Source organism: Allocoprococcus comes (genome assembly GCF_013300725.1).
Lineage (GTDB): Bacteria > Bacillota > Clostridia > Lachnospirales > Lachnospiraceae > Allocoprococcus > Allocoprococcus comes_A.
Genome location: NZ_JAAIMM010000004.1, coordinates 48,552 through 72,708 on the forward strand (window position 1 = coordinate 48,552; position 24,157 = coordinate 72,708).

17 protein-coding genes and 1 other annotated feature are annotated in these 24,157 nt (G+C 44.6%); of the genes, 16 read left to right on the forward strand and 1 reads right to left on the reverse strand.

Annotated elements, in window-relative coordinates:
* Positions 1-74 precede the first annotated feature (74 nt).
* The 12 genes from malQ (at position 75) to aroB (ending at position 17,127) form a co-directional block, all read left to right on the forward strand.
* Complete coding sequence (gene malQ, locus G4407_RS03235; RefSeq protein ID WP_173687725.1) at positions 75-1,619, forward strand: 4-alpha-glucanotransferase; 1,545 nt, start codon at positions 75-77, stop codon at positions 1,617-1,619.
* Between the two features lies 1 nt (position 1,620).
* Positions 1,621-2,667, forward strand: coding sequence for a LacI family DNA-binding transcriptional regulator (locus tag G4407_RS03240; protein ID WP_173687726.1), 1,047 nt, complete (start codon positions 1,621-1,623; stop codon positions 2,665-2,667).
* Positions 2,652-4,910, forward strand: a complete 2,259-nt coding sequence (locus tag G4407_RS03245; RefSeq protein ID WP_173687727.1) for a glycogen/starch/alpha-glucan phosphorylase — start codon at positions 2,652-2,654, stop codon at positions 4,908-4,910. The genes G4407_RS03240 and G4407_RS03245 overlap by 16 nt, the downstream gene beginning before the upstream one ends.
* Positions 4,911-5,143: 233 nt before the next feature.
* Entirely contained in the window at positions 5,144-6,460 is a 1,317-nt protein-coding gene (locus tag G4407_RS03250) for a Na+/H+ antiporter NhaC family protein (protein ID WP_243259187.1), read from the forward strand.
* A 141-nt stretch (positions 6,461-6,601) separates the two neighbouring features.
* A complete protein-coding gene (gene leuB, locus G4407_RS03255) occupies positions 6,602-7,687 on the forward strand; it encodes a 3-isopropylmalate dehydrogenase (RefSeq protein WP_118198395.1) in 1,086 nt (361 codons plus the stop codon).
* 103 nt (positions 7,688-7,790) lie between these two features.
* Positions 7,791-9,461 carry a dihydroxy-acid dehydratase gene (ilvD, locus tag G4407_RS03260; RefSeq protein WP_173687729.1) on the forward strand — a complete coding sequence of 557 codons (1,671 nt, stop codon included), beginning with the start codon at positions 7,791-7,793 and terminating at the stop codon, positions 9,459-9,461.
* Positions 9,462-9,489: 28 nt separating this feature from the next.
* Complete coding sequence (gene ilvB / locus G4407_RS03265; protein WP_173687730.1) at positions 9,490-11,181, forward strand: biosynthetic-type acetolactate synthase large subunit; 1,692 nt, start codon at positions 9,490-9,492, stop codon at positions 11,179-11,181.
* A 48-nt stretch (positions 11,182-11,229) separates the two neighbouring features.
* Entirely contained in the window at positions 11,230-12,312 is a 1,083-nt protein-coding gene (serC, locus tag G4407_RS03270) for a 3-phosphoserine/phosphohydroxythreonine transaminase (protein WP_173687731.1), read from the forward strand.
* Position 12,313: 1 nt separating this feature from the next.
* Entirely contained in the window at positions 12,314-13,474 is a 1,161-nt protein-coding gene (locus tag G4407_RS03275) for a phosphoglycerate dehydrogenase (RefSeq protein WP_173687732.1), read from the forward strand.
* Positions 13,475-13,740: 266 nt separating this feature from the next.
* Entirely contained in the window at positions 13,741-14,610 is an 870-nt protein-coding gene (locus G4407_RS03280; RefSeq protein WP_173687733.1) for a shikimate dehydrogenase, read from the forward strand.
* A gap of 78 nt (positions 14,611-14,688) precedes the next feature.
* Positions 14,689-14,959, forward strand: a binding site (T-box leader).
* A gap of 67 nt (positions 14,960-15,026) precedes the next feature.
* On the forward strand, positions 15,027-16,040 hold the full coding sequence (gene aroF / locus G4407_RS03285) for a 3-deoxy-7-phosphoheptulonate synthase (RefSeq protein ID WP_173687801.1): 1,014 nt from the start codon (positions 15,027-15,029) through the stop codon (positions 16,038-16,040).
* Positions 16,041-16,068: 28 nt separating this feature from the next.
* The gene (aroB, locus tag G4407_RS03290; protein WP_173687734.1) at positions 16,069-17,127 is read left to right on the forward strand and encodes a 3-dehydroquinate synthase; all 1,059 of its coding nucleotides are present in this window, start codon (positions 16,069-16,071) and stop codon (positions 17,125-17,127) included.
* Positions 17,128-17,244: 117 nt separating this feature from the next.
* Here the strand turns inward: aroB and G4407_RS03295 are convergent, their stop codons facing one another.
* On the reverse strand, positions 17,245-18,417 hold the full coding sequence (locus tag G4407_RS03295) for a ribose-phosphate pyrophosphokinase (protein WP_008374954.1): 1,173 nt from the start codon (positions 18,415-18,417) through the stop codon (positions 17,245-17,247).
* A 172-nt stretch (positions 18,418-18,589) separates the two neighbouring features.
* Here G4407_RS03295 and der point away from each other — a divergent pair, with 172 nt between their 5' ends.
* The 4 genes from der (at position 18,590) to G4407_RS03315 (ending at position 24,123) form a co-directional block, all read left to right on the forward strand.
* Complete coding sequence (gene der, locus G4407_RS03300; protein ID WP_055260578.1) at positions 18,590-19,918, forward strand: ribosome biogenesis GTPase Der; 1,329 nt, start codon at positions 18,590-18,592, stop codon at positions 19,916-19,918.
* A gap of 1 nt (position 19,919) precedes the next feature.
* Entirely contained in the window at positions 19,920-20,564 is a 645-nt protein-coding gene (gene plsY, locus G4407_RS03305; protein ID WP_173687735.1) for a glycerol-3-phosphate 1-O-acyltransferase PlsY, read from the forward strand.
* A 13-nt stretch (positions 20,565-20,577) separates the two neighbouring features.
* Positions 20,578-21,588 (forward strand): NAD(P)H-dependent glycerol-3-phosphate dehydrogenase, encoded by a 1,011-nt coding sequence (locus tag G4407_RS03310; RefSeq protein WP_173687736.1) that lies wholly within the window; start codon positions 20,578-20,580, stop codon positions 21,586-21,588.
* A gap of 84 nt (positions 21,589-21,672) precedes the next feature.
* Complete coding sequence (locus G4407_RS03315) at positions 21,673-24,123, forward strand: cation-translocating P-type ATPase (protein WP_173687737.1); 2,451 nt, start codon at positions 21,673-21,675, stop codon at positions 24,121-24,123.
* The last annotated feature ends 34 nt before the right edge of the window (positions 24,124-24,157 follow it).

Consider the following 24,157-nt stretch of genomic DNA (forward strand, 5'->3'; position numbering starts at 1 on the left):
ATAATACAATTATTGGAAACGTTACCGTTACCGATACCGAAACCGTTACTGTAGAAAGATATGAGGTGCATATTATGAGAACAAGCGGTATATTACTGCCGGTGGCAAGTCTGCCATCAAAATATGGAATAGGTGCTTTTTCGAAAGAAGCATACAAGTTTGTGGATACACTTGAGAAGGCAGGCCAGAGCTACTGGCAGATCCTTCCGTTAGGTCCGACAGGGTATGGAGATTCGCCGTATCAGTCTTTCTCAACTTTTGCAGGAAATCCGTATTTTATAGACCTGGAAAAGCTGATAAAAAAAGGCTGGATTACAGAAGATGAATGTAAGGCATATGACTTTGGTGATAATGCGGGATATGTGGATTATGAAAAGATTTATAACTGCAGGTATGAGATCTTAAGAAAAGCATATGAAAGAAGCCGGATCGCAGATGATGCAGATTTTCAGAAGTTCTGCAAGGAGAATAAAGAATGGCTGGATGATTATGCGCTTTATACGGAGATCAAAGCCGCGAATGATGGGAAAAGCTGGAGTGAATGGGAAGATGAATATCGTCTGAGAGATGAGCTTGCGCTGGAAAAATTCGCCAAAGAGAATCAGGAAGGGATCCTGTTCCAGAAGTTTATGCAGTATGAATTCGCAACACAGTGGGGTGCACTGAAAGCATATGCGAATGAAAAAGGGATTGAGATCATTGGTGATATCCCGATTTATGTAGCGTTTGACAGTGCAGACAGCTGGTCGCATCCGGAACTGTTCCAGTTTGATGAGAACGGACTTCCGACTGGTGTTGCTGGGTGCCCGCCGGATGCATTTAGTGCAACCGGACAGCTTTGGGGTAATCCGCTTTATAAGTGGGAATATCATAAGAAGACCGGATATGCATGGTGGATGAAGAGAATCCGTCATTGTGTAGAGCTTTATGACGTGATCCGAATTGATCATTTCCGTGGATTCGATGAATATTATTCCATTCCATACGGAGATCTGACAGCGGAATTCGGACATTGGGAAAAAGGACCGGGAATGGATATTTTCCGGACAGTAAAAGAGACTCTGGGTGATGTGAAAATTATTGCAGAGGATCTTGGATTCCTGACAGACAGTGTGATCCGGATGGTGGAAGAGTCCGGATATCCGGGAATGAAGGTTCTGGAGTTTGCATTTGATTCCAGAGAGCCTAGCAATTATCTGCCGCATAATTATGATAAGAACTGCGTAGTATACACAGGAACCCATGACAATGAAACGCTGGCAGGATGGTACAGAGAATTAAAAAAAGAAGATAAGAAGTTTGCACTTCGCTATATGGGAAGAAAGAAACTCAGTGTCAATGAAGCAGTATGGGAAATCATCCGTCTTGCGCAGTCGAGCGTGGCGGATACCTGTATCATTCCGATTCAGGATTATCTCTGCCTCGGTAATGAAGCGAGGATCAATCATCCGTCAACCCTTGGCGGCAACTGGATCTGGAGACTTCATAAGGATGAGATTTCAAAAAAACTTGTGAAAAAGATCCGCAGAATGACAGAACTTTATTGCAGGATCCCGGAGAAGACCGAGATGACACTTAAGGTTGAAGATGCAGAGGACTTAGGAGAAGAAAAAAAATAAAATGGGAATGACGATCAAAGATATTGCGAAGAAGTGCGGGGTCGGAGTCAGCACCGTATCCCGTGCGCTGAACAATCATCCGGATATCAATCCTGAGACCAAAAAGATGATTTTAAAGACGGTTGAAGAATCAAATTTTGTGCCGAATAACAGTGCGAGGAATCTGAAACGGACCGATTCGAAATCCATTGCGATTCTGGTAAAGGAGATTGATAATCCATTTTTCGCGACGATGATGCGGGTAATGGAAAAAAAGATCCGCAGACAGAAATATTCCTTTTTTATCCAGCATATGGGAAAGGATCAGGATGAGGTCGATACCGCACTGGAGCTGATCAAAGAAAAAAAGCTCAGAGGGATTATTTTCCTGGGTGGAGATTTCAGGAAGAACAAAGAGCGGATTGCAAAGATAAAGGTTCCATTTGTTGTTAGTACGGCAGCATTTGATAAACTGCCGGAGAAATGTATCGCATCCTATGTATCAATTGATGACCGTGCGGAAAGCCGTAAGATCGTAGATCATCTGTGCGAGACCGGACATAAAAAGATTGCAATCCTTGCCTCAGATAAGAAAGATGAGAACATCGGAAAACTCAGACTGGAAGGTTACAGGGAAGCACTGAAAGCACATGGTCTGGAAGTGGATGAGGAAAGAATCTGTTATCTGGATGAAGAAGATACCACATATTCGATGGAAAACGGATATCGGATGATGAAAAAACTGCTGAAAAAAGAAACAGAATTTACCGCAGTATTTGCAATTTCCGATCTGATGGTGATTGGTGCATGCAAGGCGCTTCTGGAAGAGGGAAAAAGGATTCCGGAAGATGTGGCCGTTGCGGGATTTGACGGACTTGACTATACCGGATTTTATCAGCCGGCGATCACTACGATGGCGCAGCCGGTCGAAGAGATCGCGAGACAGTCCGTCGGGATTCTGTTTGACATGATAGAAACAAAGAAAAGCCAGGAAGGGAAATATCTTCCGGCAACACTGAAAGAAAGAGAATCAACTACAGGAGGTAGAAGAACATGGAAGCAAGACTGACAGAGATTTTACAGGAGAAATTCCAGACAGGACTTGAACAGGCAACGAATGAACAGGTATATTATGCGCTGCTTACACTGACAAAGGAACGGATCAAAGAAGGACCGAAGAACGAAGGAAAGAGAAAACTCTATTATATTTCCGCAGAGTTCCTGATCGGAAAGCTTTTATCCAACAACCTGATCAACCTTGGAATTTATGATGAGACAGCAGAGGTGCTGAAAAAGCACGGGAAAAATCTTGCAGAGATCGAAGAAGTTGAACCGGAACCGTCTCTTGGAAATGGTGGACTTGGACGATTGGCAGCCTGCTTCCTGGATTCCATTGCAACACTCGGACTTCCGGGAGACGGAATCGGGCTGAACTATCATATGGGTCTGTTCAAACAGGTATTTACCGACCACAAACAGGATGAACAGAAGAATCCGTGGATTGAAAAAGACAGCTGGCTCAATGATACCGGTATTTCATTTGAAGTCCCGTTCAAGGATTTCAGTCTTCGTTCCCATCTGTATGATATTGATGTAACCGGATATGAAGGCGGAAGCAACAAACTTCATCTTTTTGATGTAGAGACGGTAAATGATGCAATCGTTGGAAACGGAATCAATTTTGATAAGAACGATATCCGTGAGAACCTGACGCTGTTCCTCTATCCGGATGACAGCGACAAGGCAGGAAATCTGCTCCGTATTTATCAGCAGTATTTTATGGTTTCCAATGCAGCACAGTACATCATCCGCGAGTGTGAAGAAAAGGGATATGATCTCAGAAAGCTTCATGAGCATGTGGCGATCCAGATCAATGATACACATCCTTCTATGGTTATTCCGGAGCTGATCCGTCTTCTTGTTCAGAAACAGATCGACTTCAATGAGGCGATTGAGATCGTACAGAAGACCTGCGCGTATACCAATCACACCATCCTCGCAGAAGCACTGGAAAAATGGCCGGTTGATTATCTGGAGCAGGTTGCACCACAGATCGTTCCGATCATCCGTGATCTGGATGCAAGAATTAAGGGAAGATATAAAGATCCGAGAGTCTATATTATCGATGACCAGAATCGTGTACACATGGCTCATATGGACATCCATTATGGATACAGTGTCAACGGAGTTGCTTATCTTCATACAGAAATCCTGAAAAATGAAGAACTGAAACCGTTCTACGACATTTACCCACAGAAATTCAACAACAAGACCAATGGTATTACGTTCAGAAGATGGCTGCTGCACTGCAACCATGAACTGACTGCATGGCTGGATGAGAAGATCGGACCGGATTACCGAAAAGATGCAACAAAGCTTGAAAAACTGCTTGATCATGCAAATGATGAGGAAACCTTAAAGAGTCTTCTTGGGGTAAAACAGAAAAAGAAAGAGGATCTGGCAGCTTACTTAAAAGAAACACAGGGACTGGAGATCAATCCAAATTCAATTTTTGATATTCAGGTAAAACGTCTGCATGAATACAAGCGTCAGCAGATGAATGCATTATATGTGATCTATAAATATCTGGAGATCAAGAGCGGAAAGAAACCGGAGACTCCGATCACGGTAATCTTTGGAGCAAAGGCTGCACCGGCTTATGTTATTGCAAAGGATATCATTCATCTGATCCTCTGCCTGCAGGAGCTGATTGATAACGATCCGGAAGTTGCACCGTATCTGAAAGTGGTTATGGTAGAAAACTACAACGTGACACTGGCAGAAAAGCTGATTCCGTCCTGTGATATTTCTGAACAGATTTCTCTTGCATCCAAAGAAGCAAGTGGAACAGGTAACATGAAATTCATGCTGAACGGGGCTGTGACAATGGGAACAGAAGATGGAGCCAACGTAGAAATCCATCAGTTTGTAGGAGATGAAAATATCTACATCTTTGGAGAATCCAGTGAACAGGTTATCGAGCATTACCGCAAGATGGATTATAATGCAGTTGATTACTATATCAATGATGAAGAGATCCGCAGACTGGTAGACTTTATCATCAGCCCGGAACTTCTCCGTATCGGAGATAAATACCTGCTTCTTGAACTGCATGCAGAACTGATCCGTAAAGACTGGTTCATGACACTTCTTGATGTGAAAGATTATATCCAGAAGAAAGAACAGGCTTACGCAGATTATGAAGATCGCATGGCATGGGCAAAGAAGATGGTTGTGAATATCGCGAAAGCAGGATATTTCTCATCTGACAGAACCATTGCTGAATACAACAGAGACATCTGGCATCTGTAAAATGTATATGTAAAAAACAGAAGTCTGTCCTGAAAAAACAGAGACAGACTTCTGTTTTTTTGTGCAAAAGTGTATTTTTATACGGTTTCTGCGGGAACTTCCTGTATTTCCCTTATTGCGGGAAAAGAGAAGGATATGCTATGATAAGAAGAAATATTGCTGTCTGTTTTCCGGATATGGAAAAGTTTTGGGGAAGATCCGGGGAGCAATAGAAGCAGATGAGAGGTGGATATATGGAAAAAAGAAGAAAAAGTGCATCACTTTTGCCGGTCGGTGTATTTCTGGTATTTTATCTGGGACTGGGTATTTTATTTGAATACATAATGAAAATTCCAATGGGGTTTTATAATGTACCGATCGTAGTGGCGTTTCTGGCGGCGCTCCTGGTTGCGTGTCTGCAGAACAGAAAGGTTGGCTTTGATGAGAAGCTGGAGATCATGGGACGGGGAATCGGAGATAAGAATATTATCACAATGCTGCTGATTTTCCTGACGGCGGGAACTTTTGTGGGAGTGGTTGGAAGAAGCAGTGCAGAGAGTGTGGCGTATTTTATGCTATCGATCATCCCGGCACGGTTTGCGGTTGCCGTCCTGTTTATGGTTGCATGTTTTGTTTCAACAGCAATGGGAACTTCGGTTGGGACGATCACCCTTCTGACTCCGATTGCGGCGGCAGTTTCGCAGACATCCGGTTTTTCCCTGGCACTTTGCGTGGCGTCGGTGATGGGAGGTTCCATGTTCGGGGACAATCTTTCTTTCATATCAGATACAACAATTGCTGCCTGCAACGGGCAGGGATGCGAGATGAAAGATAAATTCCGGGAAAATTTCCGGATCGCACTTCCGGCGGCGATCGTATCGTTGGTTCTGATCCTGATCAGCTCTTTCCGGGCAGAGATCGGAACGGCAGTTACGCACGAATACAATCTGACGCAGATCATTCCGTATGTGCTGGTGCTGATCGGCGGGATCGCAGGGTTCAATGTCTTCCTGGTACTTCTGACGGGAATTGTGTCCGGTGCGGTGATCATGCTCGCAATGGGGCAGGTAACACCGTATGAAATGCTTGCTGCCATGGGATCTGGTGTGTCCGGGATGTTTGAAACCTGTATGGTGGCGGTGCTGGTTGCTGCAATGTGTGCGCTGATCCGGGAAAATGGTGGCTTTGATGTATTGCTGGATGTGATCCACCGTGTCTTTAAGGGAACGAAAAGTGGTCAGCTGGGTGTTGGTATTTTGGTAGCGCTCCTGGATGTGGCAACAGCGAACAATACCGTAGCAATTGTGATGGCCAATCCAATTGCAAAGGAAATGGCAGACGATTATCAGATCACACCGAGAAAGACGGCCTCCCTTCTGGATACTTTTTCCTGTATTTCGCAGGGAGTGATCCCGTATGGCGCGCAGATGCTTGTGGCAATTTCGGCAGTGCATGAGCTTGGCGGTGAGATTTCTGCATTTCAGATCATTCCGAAGCTTTTTTATCCGGGAATGCTGTTTGTCAGTTCGCTGATCTTTATCTTTGTGATTCCACAGAAAACGGGAAAATAAAACAGAGTTCGCTCTGATTTTTATACTTTTACAGATTAAAGGGTTGAAACCTGACAAAAAATACGGTATTATAGTGTTTAACAGATTTTTGGAACGAAAAATGGTGCCAAAATCACAGATACATAGAAGGGAATGACAAAGATGAGCCTGAAAATCGGAGTAATTAAAGGTGACGGAATCGGTCCGGAGATTGTAACGGAAGCGATGAAAGTTCTTGATAAAGCAGGAGAGGTATACGGATTTGACTGTTCTTATGAACAGCTGCTTCTTGGGGGAGCATCCATTGATGTACATGGAGTCCCGCTTACAGATGAGACGGTAGCAAAAGCAAAAGCATGTGATGCCGTACTGATGGGATCCATTGGAGGAGATGCAAAGACTTCCCCGTGGTATAAGCTGGAACCGTCAAAGAGACCGGAGGCAGGTCTTTTGAAGATCAGAAAAGAACTGAACCTGTTCGCTAATCTGCGTCCGGCAGTTTTGTATAATGAACTGAAGGGTGCATGCCCTCTGAAAGAAGAGATTACAGAAGGCGGATTTGATCTGATGATCATGCGTGAACTGACAGGCGGTCTTTATTTTGGAGAGAGAAAGACAGAAGAAGTGGATGGTGTGATGACTGCATTCGATTCACTTACCTATAATGAGGATGAGATCCGCCGGATTGCAATCCGCGCGTTTGACATCGCAATGAAGAGAAGAAAGAAAGTGACAAGCGTCGATAAGGCGAATGTACTGGATTCTTCAAGACTCTGGAGAAAAGTAGTAGAAGAGGTTGCGAAAGATTATCCGGAAGTTACACTGGAGCATATGCTGGTAGACAACTGTGCAATGCAGCTTGTAAGAGATCCGAAGCAGTTTGATGTCATTCTTACAGAGAATATGTTCGGAGACATTCTTTCTGATGAAGCAAGTATGGTAACCGGATCAATCGGAATGCTGGCAAGTGCAAGCCTGAATGAGACTAAGTTCGGACTGTATGAACCAAGTGGCGGCTCGGCACCGGATATAGCAGGACAGGGAATTGCAAACCCGATAGCAACAATTCTTTCAGCAGCAATGATGCTTCGTTTCAGCCTGGACCAGGATAAAGCAGCAGATGCGATTGAAGCAGCTGTTTCCCAGGTATTAAAAGATGGATACAGAACCGGAGATATTATGTCAGACGGATGTACAAAGGTTGGAACAGCCCGGATGGGAGATCTGATCTGCGAAAGAATTCGATAGTCAAGGATTTGGAAAGATACAGTTCCGTACTGCTATGGGGAAAGAGAAGCAGGACGGAACTGTAATAGAATAGAGACAAAATTTACAGGAGGATCATAAAATCATGAGAAGTGATAATGTAAAAACAGGTATGCAGCAGGCGCCGCACAGATCATTGTTCAATGCGCTTGGTCTTACAAAAGAAGAACTGGAGAGACCGCTTGTCGGAATCGTATGTTCTTATAACGAAATCGTTCCGGGACATATGAACCTGGATAAGATTGCAAATGCAGTAAAGATGGGAGTTGCCATGGCAGGCGGAACACCGATCATGTTCCCGGCAATCGCAGTCTGTGACGGTATTGCAATGGGACACATCGGTATGAAGTATTCTCTGGTAACAAGAGATCTGATCGCAGATTCGACAGAAGCAATGGCAATGGCACATCAGTTTGACGCCCTTGTTATGATCCCGAACTGTGATAAGAACGTACCTGGACTTTTGATGGCAGCAGCCCGTATTAATGTACCTACAGTGTTCGTTAGTGGCGGACCAATGCTTGCGGGACATGTAAAAGGACAGAAGAGAAGTCTTTCCAGCATGTTCGAGGCAGTTGGATCCTACGCAGCAGGAACAATGGACGAATGTGATGTATGTGAATTTGAAAATAAAGTATGTCCTACCTGCGGATCATGCTCCGGAATGTATACAGCCAACAGTATGAACTGTCTGACAGAAGTACTTGGTATGGGACTTCAGGGGAATGGAACAATTCCGGCTGTATATTCAGAAAGAATCCGTCTTGCAAAACATGCAGGTATGCAGGTAATGGAAATGTACAGAAGAAATATCCGTCCGAGAGACATTATGACAAAAGAAGCCATCTTAAATGCCCTTACTGTTGATATGGCACTTGGATGCTCAACTAACAGTATGCTTCACCTTCCGGCGATCGCACATGAGATCGGTATGGATTTTGAAATTGATTTTGCAAACGGAATCAGCGAAAAGACTCCGAACCTCTGTCACCTTGCACCGGCAGGTCCTACATATATGGAAGACCTGAATGAAGCAGGTGGTGTATATGCTGTTATGAACGAGCTGAATAAGAAAGGTCTTCTTTACACAGACTGCATGACAGTAACCGGAAAGACAGTTGGAGAAAATATCGCAGGATGCGAAAATAAAAATCCGGAAGTAATCCGTCCGATCAACAATCCATACAGCCAGACTGGTGGACTTGCAGTCCTCAAAGGTAATATCGCACCGGATGGCAGTGTTGTAAAACGTTCTGCAGTTGTACCGGAAATGCTGGTACATGAAGGACCTGCAAGAGTATTTGAATGTGAAGATGATGCGATCAAGGCAATCAAAGGCGGAGATATCCATCCGGGAGATGTTGTAGTTATCCGTTATGTCGGACCAAAGGGTGGTCCTGGTATGCCGGAAATGCTGAATCCGACTTCTGCGATCGCAGGTATGGGACTTGGTTCATCGGTAGCACTTATTACAGACGGCCGTTTCAGCGGTGCATCCCGTGGAGCTTCTATCGGACACGTATCACCGGAAGCAGCAGTCGGCGGACCGGTAGCACTGATCGAGGAAGGCGATATCATCGAGATCGATATCCCGAACCTGAAATTAAATGCAAGAATTTCAGATGAAGAACTTGCAAGAAGAAAAGAAAAATGGCAGCCAAGAGATCCTGAAGTTACAACAGGATATCTTGCAAGATATGCAGCAATGGTAACTTCAGGAAACCGTGGAGCAGTTCTGGAAGTTCCACACAAATAAAGTAAAATCTGGACAAGGGGAATGTACAATGCAATTAAATGGTGCAGAGATACTGATAGAGTGTTTAAAAGAGCAGGGCGTGGATACCGTATTCGGATATCCGGGCGGCGCAATTTTAAATGTATATGATGAATTATATAAGCATAGTAATGAAATCAGACATATCCTTACATCGCATGAGCAGGGAGCTTCTCATGCGGCAGACGGATATGCGCGTGCCACTGGTAAAGTTGGGGTGTGTTTTGCAACCAGTGGACCTGGAGCAACAAATCTCGTAACAGGAATCGCGACCGCATTTATGGATTCTATTCCGATCGTTGCGATCACCTGTAATGTAGGGGTACCGCTTCTTGGAAAAGACAGTTTTCAGGAAATTGACATTACCGGTATTACGATGCCGATCACAAAGTATAATTTTATTGTGAAGAATGTCAATGATCTTGCAAAGACGATCCGCAAGGCGTTTGAGATCGCACAGTCCGGAAGACCGGGACCGGTGCTGATCGATATACCGAAAGATGTGACAGGCAATAAAGCAGAGTATGAGCCTGTCAAAATCCAGCCAATCGTAAAATACAAAAAAGAAATCTGCATGGAAGATATTAACAAGGCAGTAGAGATGATCGAAGAAGCAAAGCGTCCGTTCGTATTCGTCGGAGGCGGAGCTATATTATCTGATGCAAGTGAAGAACTCCGTGCATTCGTAGACAAGGTACAGTGTCCGGTATGTGACTCCCTGATGGGAAAAGGTGCATTTCCGGGAACTGATGAACTTTATACAGGAATGCTTGGTATGCATGGTACCAAGACATCGAACTTTGGAGTCAGTGAATGCGATCTTCTGATCGTAGTCGGTGCAAGATTCTCCGACCGTGTCACAGGTAATCCAAATAAATTTGCAAGTAATGCAAAGATTCTCCAGTTTGATATTGATGTGGCAGAGATGAACAAGAATGTCATCATTGATGAAGGTGTGGTTGGAGATATCAAAGAAGTGCTTGCGGCAGTTAATGAAAAACTGTCACAGCAGGAACACACCGAATGGATCAAAAAGATCCAGGAATATAAAGCGAAATACCCGCTTACCTATCATCCGGAAAGTCTGACCGGTCCGTATGTGATCGAAGAGATTTACAAACAGACAGAAGGTGATGCTATCATCGTCACAGAAGTTGGACAACATCAGATGTGGGCAGCGCAGTATTATAAATTCACAAAACCGAGAACACTGCTTACATCAGGTGGTCTTGGAACCATGGGATACGGTCTTGGAGCCGCAATCGGAGCCAAGATGGGCAGACCGGAGAAGACGGTAGTCAATATAGCCGGAGACGGATGCTTCCGTATGAATATGAATGAAGTTGCAACAGCGGCGCGTTATAACATTCCAATTATCCAGGTTGTAGTGAACAACCATGTGCTTGGTATGGTAAGACAGTGGCAGAATCTGTTTTACGGACAGCGCTATTCAGCAACTGTTCTGAATGATGCAGTAGATTTTGTGAAACTCGCAGAAGCGATGGGGGCGAAAGCGGTAAGAGCTACGACCAGAGAAGAATTCGCAGATGCATTTAAGTTTGCTTTAAATGCAGGCGGTCCGGTGGTGATTGACTGCCAGATCGACAGCGATGACAAGGTATGGCCGATGGTTGCTCCGGGTGCTCCGATCAGTGAAGCTTTTGACGAGAAAGATCTGCAGGAAAAACAGCAGATAAACTAGAAAAACATATGCAGCGACAGATACGCAGAGCAGGAATGGAGGAGTAATATGAAACGAGTTTACAATTTTTCAGCAGGACCGGCAGTACTGCCGGAAGAAGTTTTACGAGAAGCAGCAGATGAGATGCTGGATTACAAAGGATGTGGAATGTCCGTTATGGAGATGAGTCATCGCTCGAAAGCTTTTGCTGAAATCATTGAAACCGCTGAACAGGATCTTCGTGATCTGATGGGAATCCCGGATAATTACAAAGTACTGTTCCTTCAGGGTGGCGCAAGCCAGCAGTTTGCAATGATTCCAATGAATCTGATGAAGAACAAAGTAGCGGATTATATTGTTACCGGGCAGTGGGCCAAAAAGGCAGCTGCTGAGGCATCCAAATATGGAAAGGTGAATAAGATCGCATCGTCCGAGGATAAAACCTTTTCGTACATTCCTGACTGTTCGGATCTGCCGGTTGATGAAGATGCAGATTATGTATATATCTGCGAAAATAATACAATTTACGGAACCAAATTCAAGGAACTTCCGAACACGAAAGGCAAGACACTGGTAGCGGATGTATCATCCTGCTTCCTGTCTGAACCTGTAGATGTGACAAAATATGGTCTCATCTATGGTGGAGTCCAGAAGAATGTCGGACCAGCGGGTGTTGTTATCGCGATCATCCGCGAAGATCTGATTACAGAGGATGTACTTCCGGGAACACCGACCATGCTTACATACAAGACACATGCAGACGCAGGCTCTCTTTACAATACACCGCCGGCATACGGAATCTATATCTGCGGTAAGGTATTTAAATGGCTCAAAAAGATGGGCGGACTGGAAGTTATGAAAGAACGCAACGAAAAGAAAGCCAAACTGCTCTATGACTACCTGGATCAGAGCAAACTGTTCAAAGGTACGGTAGAAAAGAAAGACCGTTCTCTTATGAATGTACCATTTGTGACAGGCAGTGACGAGCTGGATGCCAAATTTGTAAAAGAGGCAAAAGAAGCGGGTCTTGAAAATCTGAAAGGACACCGTACTGTTGGTGGTATGCGTGCAAGTATTTATAACGCAATGCCATACGAAGGTGTGGAAGCCCTGGTTGCATTTATGAAGAAGTTTGAGGAGGAGAATCTGTAATATGTATAAATATTTTTGCTTGAACCCGATTTCTCCTGTTGGACTGGAGAAATTCAGTGATGATTATGTACCTGCCGGTGAGATGGCAGGAGCAGATGCGGTACTTGTAAGAAGTGCCGGAATGCATGAACTGGAATTTGATAAAGATTTAAAAGCGGTTGCCCGTGCCGGGGCCGGTGTAAATAATATTCCACTGGACAAATGTGCGGAGCAGGGAATCGTTGTATTTAATACACCAGGGGCAAATGCCAATGGTGTAAAAGAGCTGGTGATCGCCGGTATGCTGCTTGCATCCAGAGATATACTTGGCGGGATCAACTGGGTACAGGAGAACGAAGAGGATGGCAATATTGCCAAAGATGCAGAAAAAGCGAAAAAAGCATTTGCAGGCTGTGAGATCCAGGGAAAGAAGCTTGGTGTGATCGGTCTTGGTGCAATCGGTGTCCTGGTTGCCAATGCGGCTACGCATCTCGGGATGGAAGTGTATGGTTATGATCCATATGTTTCTGTAGATTCCGCATGGAGACTTTCAAGAAGCATCCATCACACTAAGAATGTAGATGAGATCTACAAGGAGTGTGATTATATCACAATCCATGTACCGGCACTGGAAGATACAAAGGGTATGATCAATAAGAATGCCATCAGTCTGATGAAAGACGGCGTTGTGATCCTGAACTTTGCAAGAGATGTACTGGTGAACAGTGAAGACATTGTGGATGCACTTGTTGGTGGAAAAGTCGGACGCTATGTAACGGACTTCCCGACACCGGAGATCGCAGGAGTAAAGCATGCGATTGTCATTCCGCATCTGGGAGCGTCAACTGCTGAATCAGAAGATAATTGTGCAAAGATGGCAGTAGAAGAACTGAAGGATTTCCTGGAAAATGGAAATATCCGTAATTCTGTCAACTTCCCGGCATGCGATATGGGTGTAAGGGATAAGACAAGAATTACGATCCTGCACAGGAATATTCCGAACATGATCGGTCAGTTTACTGCGCTTCTGGCAAAGGATAATGTCAATATCGATGATATGACGAATAAGAGCCGTGGCAGCTATGCATATACGATGATCGATGTGGATAATGATGTGGCAGAAGACGTGGTAAAAGGTCTGGAAATGATCGAGGGCGTTTTGAAAGTCAGAGTAATTGCATAAGAAAGTGATGGGGTGCGTTTGAAAAAGCGCATCCCTTTTATTTACATTTTGCCTGGTTATTCAAAAGTTTTCAAAATTCTTTTTTCAAAGGCAGAAAATATTTTTTTCAATGATGATTCAGTGGAAATTTGTTTTTTATAGGCAGTTCAAAAATTAAAAAAATCGTTTTTTAAATAACGATGCTTGCGTATTTTGAAAAATATGGTATGATAGAGGACAAAAGTAGCACTTTACAGTGCGAAAATGTAACGCAGGAGGAAAATATAATGGCATACGAGATTACAGGACATACAGTTCTTACCGGGTTACTGGGGAGTCCGGTAGCACACAGCATTTCCCCAATGATGCATAACGAGGCATTTCGCCAGCTGGAGCTGGATTACGCATATTTGGCATTTGATGTTGGAACAGATAATTTAAAGACAGCAGTAGATGGTCTGAAAGTCATGGGAGTCAGAGGATTCAACCTGACTATGCCTGACAAGAATCTGATGTGTTCACTGGTTGACAAACTTTCACCGGCATCTGAGATCGGTGGAGCAGTCAATACCGTTGTCAATGATAACGGTATACTGACAGGTTACACAACAGACGGAATCGGATTCATGCGTGCAGTCAGTGAGACAGGCATGGATATCATCGGCAAGAAGATGACTCTTCTTGGAGCAGGCGGAGCAGCAGCAGCGATCCTGATCCAGGCAGCACTCGACGGAGTTGCAGAGATTTCGGTATTCAACATCCGTGATGAATTTTTCACCCGCGCAGAAAAGACCATCGAGAAGCTTCATGAGAAGACAGACTGCAAGATCAACCTTTATGATTTCTCTGATCCGGAAGTCCTCAAAAAAGAGATTGCAGAAAGTGCAATTCTGGTAAACGGAACTTCGATCGGTATGGCACCGAAGACAGACAGATGTATCATCACAGACGACAGCGTATTCAGAAAAGACCTGTTTGTATTCGATGTCATCTACAATCCGGAAGAAACCTTATTCCTGAAGAAAGCAAAAGCAGCAGGATGCCAGACACTGAACGGTCTGAATATGCTGTTATATCAGGGTGCTGCATCATTTGAGCTCTGGACAGGAAAAGAGATGCCGGTTGATATTATCAAAGAAAAATATTTCTCGCGTTAATTTGTTGAAAATGATTGACAAAGCCTATTGATTCGTGTAACATAAGTTATAGATTTTAAAAATTATATATTCTACTATCAAAATACAATGAAAAGAAGTAGTAAATATAATAAGACGTCACAGAGAGTCCTTTATCGGTGGAAGAAGGATACCGAAGATTATATTGAATTCCTCTTGGAGTAGGATACTGAATGCATTCTCTTGAAGAATTGTTAATAGGTATTTCCGGTAGCAGCCGTTATCTGCAAGGGTATAACCGTTATGAACGACGTACCTGACGAGGCAGTTGTCGTGAGACAATTGTAAAATGAGGTGGAACCACGAAGTATATCATACTCTCGTCCTCTGTTTTGAAAGAAACAGAAGGCGGGAGTTTTTTGATTAGTAGAACATTCGCAAAGAGAAAGGGAAAAATTATGATTATCGTATTAAAACCAAGAACAAGTGATGAAAACGTAAAACGAGTTGAAAATATGGTCCGTGCAAAAGGACTGGAAGTACATACTGTAAAAGGTGAGGATCTTACAATTATTGGCTGTATCGGCGATACGGTCCGTGTAGATCCAAAGCTTTTCGAGGTAGACTCTTCTGTTGAGAAGGTTATGCATGTACAGGAACCTTATAAACTTGTAAACCGTGCATTCCATCCGGATGACACCATCGTGGATGTATCCGGTGTCAAAGTTGGTGGCGGACATCTTGCACTGATCGCCGGACCTTGCTCCGTAGAATCCGAAGAGCAGGTAATCGGAATTGCAAAAGCGGTCAAAGCATCCGGCGCAAACATGCTCCGCGGCGGTGCATTCAAACCGAGAACAAGCCCATATTCATTCCAGGGACTCGGACTTGAAGGCCTGGAAATCTTATGTGCAGCAAGAGAAGAGACAGGACTTCCGATTGTAACAGAACTGATGTCACCGGAATATCTGGAAATCTTCGATGAAAAAGTAGACCTGATCCAGATCGGTGCACGTAACATGCAGAACTACGATCTTTTAAAACAGCTTGGACAGACCAAGAGACCAATTCTCTTAAAGAGAGGACTTAATGCAACCTACGAAGAATGGATGATGTCAGCTGAATACATTATGGCATCCGGAAATCCGAATGTTATCCTCTGTGAAAGAGGAATCCGTACTTTCGAGACTTACACGAGAAATACACTGGATCTTCAGTCTATCCCGGTTGTAAGAAAGCTCAGCCATCTTCCGGTTGTCGTGGACCCAAGCCATGCAGGAGGAAAATGGTGGCTGGTTGATCCGATGGCAAAGGCATCAGTTGCGGCAGGAGCGGACGGACTGATCATCGAAGTACATAACAGTCCGGAAACAGCACTTTGTGACGGAGCACAGTCGCTGAAACCGGAAAAATACGATACACTGTTAAAAGAGATTACCGGAATCGCAAAAGCAGTCGGTAAAGAAATGTAAAAAACAGCATCCTGGGAGGAACAAAACGATGAAAATGACGGTAGATTTAAAGGAACACAGCTATCCGATCTATATTGAAAGAGGAATTCTGAAAGAAGCAGCAGAAAGAATAGCGGAAGTATATCAGGGATCAAAGATCATGATCATTTCTGATGACAGAGTTTATTCTTATTACGGAGAAGCGCTTAAGAAAAATCTTTCTGAAAAATATGAGTGTACGGAAACCGTGATTCCACATGGAGAACCGTCAAAAGCATTCGAAACCCTTCCGGGTGTATACAGCTCTCTTCTGGAAGCAAAGATTTCCAGAACAGACCTGATCGTTGCACTTGGCGGTGGAGTGGTAGGAGACCTTGCCGGATTTGTGGCAGCGACCTTTCTTAGAGGAATCAAGTTCGTACAGATTCCAACTTCCATTCTTGCACAGGTAGATTCTTCTGTTGGTGGAAAAGTTGCGGTCGATCTTCCACAGGGTAAGAACCTGGTAGGTGCCTTTTACCAGCCGAAGATGGTACTGATCGATCCGGATGTACTGGAAACCCTGCCGGAGCGTTACGTGACGGACGGCATGGGGGAAGTTATCAAATACGGCTGCATCAAAGACCGCAAGCTCTTTGAACTTCTGGAAGAATGCGGATCCTATGAGAATCTGAAAGAACATTTGACAGATGTGATCGCAACCTGCGTCGATATCAAACGCCGCGTCGTAGAGGAAGATGAGTTCGACACCGGAGAGCGGATTCTCCTGAATTTCGGACATACCCTTGCCCACACCATTGAGCAGCATTTCCACTACGAAAGAGAAAGCCACGGTGAGGCCGTGGCAATCGGAATGTACCAGATCACAAAGATCGCTGAAGAGAAAGGGCTTACCAAAAAAGGCGAAGCCGAGCATATCCGCAAAGTCCTGGAAGCTTATAAACTTCCGGTAAAAGCTGATGTCCCACTCCCACAACTTACCGAAGCGATCAAGCTGGACAAAAAAACATTGAATAATAAATTAAAAGTCGTCCTTCTCCATGAAATCGGAGATTCCTACACATACCCGACCGGACAGGAATTCTTTGATGGGGACAGGATGGTATAAGTAAATACGATAAATAAGAATGCCGTAAGACCATGAAAGATATTGGTTTTACGGCATTTTTATTTTCTCTTGCGGCGTCCGTTCGTTAATATATCCTTACTTTCCCGCTGACAAAATTTATCTCATATTTCTCTTCGCAAGCAAATCATGAATCTTATCTGTCGGATTCATAACCGCACTAATAGATGTAGAATGATTCATCGAATCAATGATCAGTGCAAGGAACTTACTCATATCTGCTTCAATGAAATACGGTTTATCATGAAGCTGAGGAGGCAGATAGGTCAGATTGGTTGTGATCAGTCTGTCCAGATATCCCTTTTCATAATATTCATCGAACTTGTCAAGGCCTTCTGTGAAGAGACCAAAAGTAGTACATACAAATACACGCTCAGCTCCGCGGTCTTTTAACTGTCTGGTAACATCCAGCATACTTTCACCGGAAGAAATCATGTCATCAATGATGATAACGGTCTTTCCATGTACATCGTCACCTAAGAATTCATGTGCAACGATCGGATTTTTACCATTTACGATGGTAGAATAATCACGGCGTTTGTAGAACATACCCATATCAACGCCAAGTACATTGGAGAAGTATACAGCTCTCTGCATTGCACCTTCATCCGGGCTGATGATCATCAGATGGTCTTTGTCTGCTTTCAGATCCGGTTCTGCTTTAAACAGAGCTTTGATGAACTGATACAGAGGGTTGAAGCTGTCGAAACCATTGAGTGGGATCGCATTCTGTACACGCGGATCGTGTGCGTCAAATGTCAGAATGTTAGATACACCCATTGCGGTTAATTCTTCCAGGGCCATTGCACAGTCCAGAGATTCGCGTTTGGTTCTCTTGTGCTGGCGGCTTTCGTACAGGAATGGCATAATTACATTTACACGGTGTGCCTTTCCTGTAGAAGCGGAGATGATACGCTTCAGATCCTGATAGTGATCATCCGGTGACATATGATTGATATGTCCGTTTACTGTGTATGTCAGGCTGTAGTTGCAGACATCCACCATAATAAAGAGATCTTTTCCGCGGATACTTTCGCCAAACATTCCCTTTGCTTCCCCCGAACCAAAACGTGGGCAACTGTTCTTTGCAAGATAAGAATCTGCTTCATAAGATGAATAGATTGCAGGATCCAGAAAATCATGCAGAGAATTTTTGCGGAACGATACGATGTACTGATCCACTTTTTCTGCCAGATCCTTGCAGCTTTCCAGAGCAGCAATTTTAAGTGGTGCTGTCGGAAGAGCTTTTTCCATAAGTTCGATATTTGTCATGAGTGCCTCCTTATAATAAGCGTTTTACGCGCTTTTTATCTAATCTTACCTATCTTTTATACCATTATTTAAAAGCAATGACAAGAAAGAGGTGTTAAAAAATTGCATTTTTTGAAGAAATCTAGTATGATATAGAAGCAGAATTCCGAATAAATATCAGGAGGAAGAAAATATGAGTAAACCAGTTGTTGCCATTGTAGGGCGGCCGAACGTTGGAAAGTCGACGCTTTTTAATGCACTGGCAGGAGAAAAGATAGCAATCGTTAAAGATACGCCGGGTGTTACCCGCGACAGAATTTATGCAGAAGTGAATTGGCTCGATAAAGAATTTACGTTGATCGATACCGGTGGAATCGAGCCGGACAGCCGTGATGTGATCCTTTCCCAGATGAGAGAGCAGGCACAGATCGCCATTGACACTGCAGATGTGATCCTGTTTATGACAGATGTAAAGCAGGGACTTGTAGATTCTGATTCAAAAGTGGCAGATATGCTCCGCCGCTCCCACAAGCCAGTCATCCTTGTTGTCAATAAAGTGGACAATTTCAACAAGATGATGCCGGATGTGTATGAATTTTATAATCTGGGAATCGGAGATCCGGTTCCGATCTCAGCATCGGAACGAATTGGAATCGGAGATATGCTGGATAAGGTTCTGGCACATTTTCCGGAAGGGGCAGGTCAGGAAGAGGAAGATGACCGTCCGAGAGTTGCAATCGTTGGAAAACCGAACGTTGGGAAATCTTCGATCATCAACCGTCTGATCGGAAAAGACCGTGTGATCGTATCCGATATTGCCGGAACTACAAGAGATGCCATTGACACGGAAGTAGTACACAATGGAAAAGAATATGTATTTATTGATACAGCAGGACTTCGTCGTAAGAATAAGATCAAAGAGGAACTGGAGCGATACAGTATTATCCGCACAGTTACGGCAGTAGAAAGAGCGGATGTGGTCCTGGTTGTGATCGATGCGGCAGAAGGAGTAACCGAGCAGGATGCCAAGATCGCAGGAATCGCACATGAGCGTGGAAAAGGTGTCATCATCGTTGTAAATAAATGGGATGCCATTGAAAAGAACGATAAGACCACGAGGGAATATGAGCATCAGATCCGGATGGTGCTGTCTTTCCTGCCTTACGCAGAGATCATGTATGTGTCTGCGCTGACAGGTCAGAGACTTCCGAAGCTCTTTGACATGATCGACACCGTTATTGAGAACCAGACACTCCGTGTAGCTACGGGTGTCCTTAACGAGATCATGACCGAAGCTGTTGCAATGCAGCAGCCACCGTCAGATAAGGGAAAACGTCTGAAACTTTACTATATTACCCAGGTAGCGGTCAAACCGCCGACATTTGTCATCTTTGTAAATGATAAAGAACTGATGCATTTCTCTTATACGAGATATCTGGAGAATAAGATCCGTGAAGCGTTTGGCTTCCGTGGAACGTCTCTTAAATTCTTTATCAGGGAGAGAAAGGAGAAGGACAAATAAGATGGAACGTCTTGTATGTTTGCTGATCGGCTATATATTTGGCCTGTTTCAGACCGGCTATTTCTATGGAAAAACCCAGGGGGTAGATATCCGCAAGATGGGAAGCGGAAATGCAGGTTCTACCAATGCACTTCGCACCATGGGAATCAAAGCCGGAATGATCACCCTGCTTGGTGACTGCTTCAAATGCGTGATCGCGGTTCTGGTGGTCCGCGGAATTTACGGACAGTCTCACACAGATATTTTACCGCTCCTTTCGCTGTATACAGGTTTTGGGGCAGTGCTTGGACATAATTTTCCATTCTATCTGAAGTTCAAGGGCGGAAAGGGAATTGCAGTTACGGCAGGTATGATCTTATCTACAGATATTCGGATTGCGGCAGTATGTCTGATCGTGTTTATCGTAATTGTTGCCGTGACACGTTATGTATCACTGGGATCGCTGGTGATTTCCGTACTGTTCCTTGTCGGACTTGTCATTGACGGACAGATGGGAATGTTTGGAATGGCGCAGAAGTATCTGTTTGAAATGTATGGAATCGGAGCACTTTTTGTTCTTTCTGCATTTATCCGCCACCGTGCGAATATCGGACGTCTGAGAAATGGTACAGAGAGCAAGATCAGTTTTTCAAAAAAGAAAAAATAAGAGGTAATAATTTATGGCAGAAATCGGAGTTATCGGTTCAGGGAGCTGGGGAACGGCCCTGGCGCTTGTACTGAATAAAAACGGACATCATGTAACCATCTGGTCTTATTTAAAAGAAGAAGCAGATGAGATCAGGGGGAAACGGGAAAATCCAAGTAAGCTTCCGGGCGTTCATATCCCGGAGGAGATCGAGATCACAACAGATCTGCGGGGAAGCGTGGAAGGAAAAGATGTGGTCGTTCTTGCAGTTCCGTCTATGGCAACCAGAGCTACGGCGAAGAAAATGTGCCCGTATGTAAAGGAAGAGCAGATTCTGGTCAATGTGGCAAAAGGAATTGAAGAGGGTACGTTAAAGACACTTTCTGAGCAGATTGAAGAAGAGATTCCGCAGGCAAATGTAGCTGTTCTTTCAGGTCCAAGTCACGCAGAAGAAGTAAGCCGCGAACTTCCGACAACGGTTGTAATCGGAGCAGAGACCGAAGAAACCGCCATTTATCTGCAGAAAATTTTCATGAATGATGTATTCCGTGTCTACACAAGCCCGGATATTAAAGGAATTGAGCTTGGTGGTTCCCTGAAAAATGTAATCGCACTTGCAGCCGGAGTTGCAGATGGACTCGGATACGGGGATAACACCAAAGCTGCACTGATCACCAGAGGAATTGCGGAGATCACAAGACTTGGTGTAAAGATTGGCGGAAAGCTGGAATCCTTTACCGGACTTACCGGAATCGGTGATCTGATCGTCACCTGTGCAAGTAAGCACAGCCGTAATCGTAAGGCAGGTGTTCTGATCGGTGAGGGAATGACGATGGAAGAAGCGATGGCTGAGGTCAAGATGGTTGTCGAGGGCGTGTATTCAGCAAAAGCGGCAAGAGAGCTGGCTGAAAAATATGAGGTATCCATGCCGATCGTGGAAAAGGTCAACCAGGTACTTTTTGAAGGCAAACCTGCAAAGGATGCGGTAAGCGAACTGATGATGCGTGACGGACGCAGTGAATATAGTAACCTTCCGTGGGATTAAAGTTTCAAAGAAATTTCATAAAGTCTTAATGGAAAATCCTTCCGTATAGGCGTATAATGACGTGTATACAGGAGGATTTTTTGTATGAAATTCGGAAAAAAAGAAAAAGAAACACAAGAGGAAGAGGTCGTTCGCGGCGAGATCCAGCGTGTGGTTCCGGACTACCGGGTAGGTCTTAATCCCGAGCAGATCCGGATAAGAGAAGAGAATGGCTGGACCAATGATGAGGTTGCCTCGCCGGGACTTACGACAAAAGAGATCGTTCATAATAATATATTTACCTATTTCAACCTGATCTTTCTGATTCTGGCGATTCTGCTGTGCCTGGTAGGTTCTTTTCGAAACCTGACATTCCTGCCGGTCATCATCTGCAATACACTGATCGGGATCGTTCAGGAGATCCGCTCTAAGAAAGTACTGGATAGGCTGACCATGCTGAATGCACCGCACGCAGAAGTAATCCGTGGAGGGGTATCGCTGAATCTGGAGGCGGATCAGCTGGTTGTGGACGACATTGTTGTATTTCGTGCGGGGAATCAGATCTGTGCAGATGCGGTTGTTGAGGCTGGCGAGGTTCAGGTCAATGAATCTTTACTTACCGGTGAATCCGATGAGATCACGAAAAAGCGTGGAGACCGTCTGATGTCAGGTAGTTTTGTGGTATCAGGAAGCTGTCATGCGCGTCTGGACAAGGTGGGAGCAGATTCCTATATTTCACAGCTGACTCTGGAAGCAAAAGCCATGCAGCAGGGGGAACAGTCGGAGATGATCCGTTCCCTGGACAAGCTGGTAAAAATAGTCGGAATCGCACTGATTCCGATAGGAATCATTTTGTTTGTGCAGAGTTATTTCTATAATCACGACAGCTTCCGGCAGAGTATTATCTCCATGGTTGCTGCAGTGATCGGCATGATCCCGGAAGGATTATATCTTCTTGCAAGCGTGGCACTTGCGGTAAGCGCAATGCGTCTTGCATCGAAGAAGGTATTGCTCCATGATATGAAAAGTATCGAGACTCTGGCGAGGGTGAATGTGCTTTGTGTTGACAAGACAGGTACGATCACGGAAGATAGTATGTGTGTCAGTGAAGTGGCGAAAGCCAAGGCCTATGACGAAGAAAAGATGCCGGATCTGAACCGGATGATCGGCGATTTTGTCAAAGGAATGGACGCGGATAACAGTACGATGCGTGCGATGAAAGAACATTTTACAGAGCATTCAGAAAAAGTACCGGAAAAAGTGATTCCTTTTTCTTCCACAGTCAAATACAGCGGAGTAATTTTCAAAGATCAGGCATATGTGCTCGGTGCACCGGAATTTGTCCTGCGTGAGGATTATACAAAGTATCAGGGAAGAATTGAACAGTATACGTCCAGGGGATTCCGTGTACTGGTATTTGGAAGCTATGATGGAGAGCCGGATGGCAAGCCGCTGACTGGAACGGTAACGCCGCTTGGCTATGTCCTCCTTCTCAATAAAGTCCGGGAAGAAGCACCTGCGACTTTCAAATATTTTGCGGACCAGGGTGTTGCGATAAAAGTTATTTCCGGTGATAATCCGATCACCGTATCGGAGACTGCGAAGCAGGCCGGAATTGAAGGCGCAGAGAATTACGTGGATGCGGGAACATTAAAGACCGAAGAAGATATTGCCCTTGCGGTGAGCAAATATACGGTCTTCGGAAGGGTAATCCCGGAACAGAAAAGACAGTTTGTGCAGGCACTGAAAAAGCAGGGAATGACGGTCGCTATGACCGGTGATGGTGTGAATGATGTACTTGCCCTGAAGGATGCAGACTGTTCGGTGGCAATGGCATCGGGAAGCGATGCGGCGGTCCAGGCGTCCCAGGTGGTACTTCTGGAATCCGATTTTTCAAGGATGCCGGAGGTCGTTCTGGAAGGAAGAAGAGTTGTCAATAACATTCAGCGTTCAGCGAGTCTGTTCCTGGTGAAGAATATTTTTTCCTTCCTGCTTGCAATTTTCTCGGCAGTCTTTATGATTACCTATCCGCTGGAGCCATCCCAGGTATCGCTGATCAGCATGTATACGATCGGTATTCCGGCATTCTTCCTGGCACTGCAGCCGAACCGGGATATCATCAAGGGACATTTCCTGACCAATGTGTTCTTAAAGGCACTTCCGGCAGGACTTACAGATGTACTTGCAGTTGGTGCGCTGGTTGTGTTTGGACAGACGTTCGGAGTTGCATCCAAAGATATTTCTACAGCGGCGACGATGTTGCTTGCAATTGTCGGATTCATGATCCTTTACCGGATCTGCCAGCCGATGAATGCACTGCGTATGATCGTCTGGATCGGATGTGTGATCGGACTATTAGGATGCAGTATCTTCCTGCCACAGTTATTTGCGATTACGGGAATGTCCAGAAAATGCATTATGCTTTTTGTAGTATTCTCTATTGCGACTGAGCCGGTACTTCGGTATCTGACGAAGCTGATCGAATGGCTGAGAAAGCAGTACATAAAATTTATCAAAAATCCAATCAGAGAATTAAAAGGAAAAGCTGCCGATTAAGGCAGCTTTTCTTAGAAAATGAGTATTTTTTAAA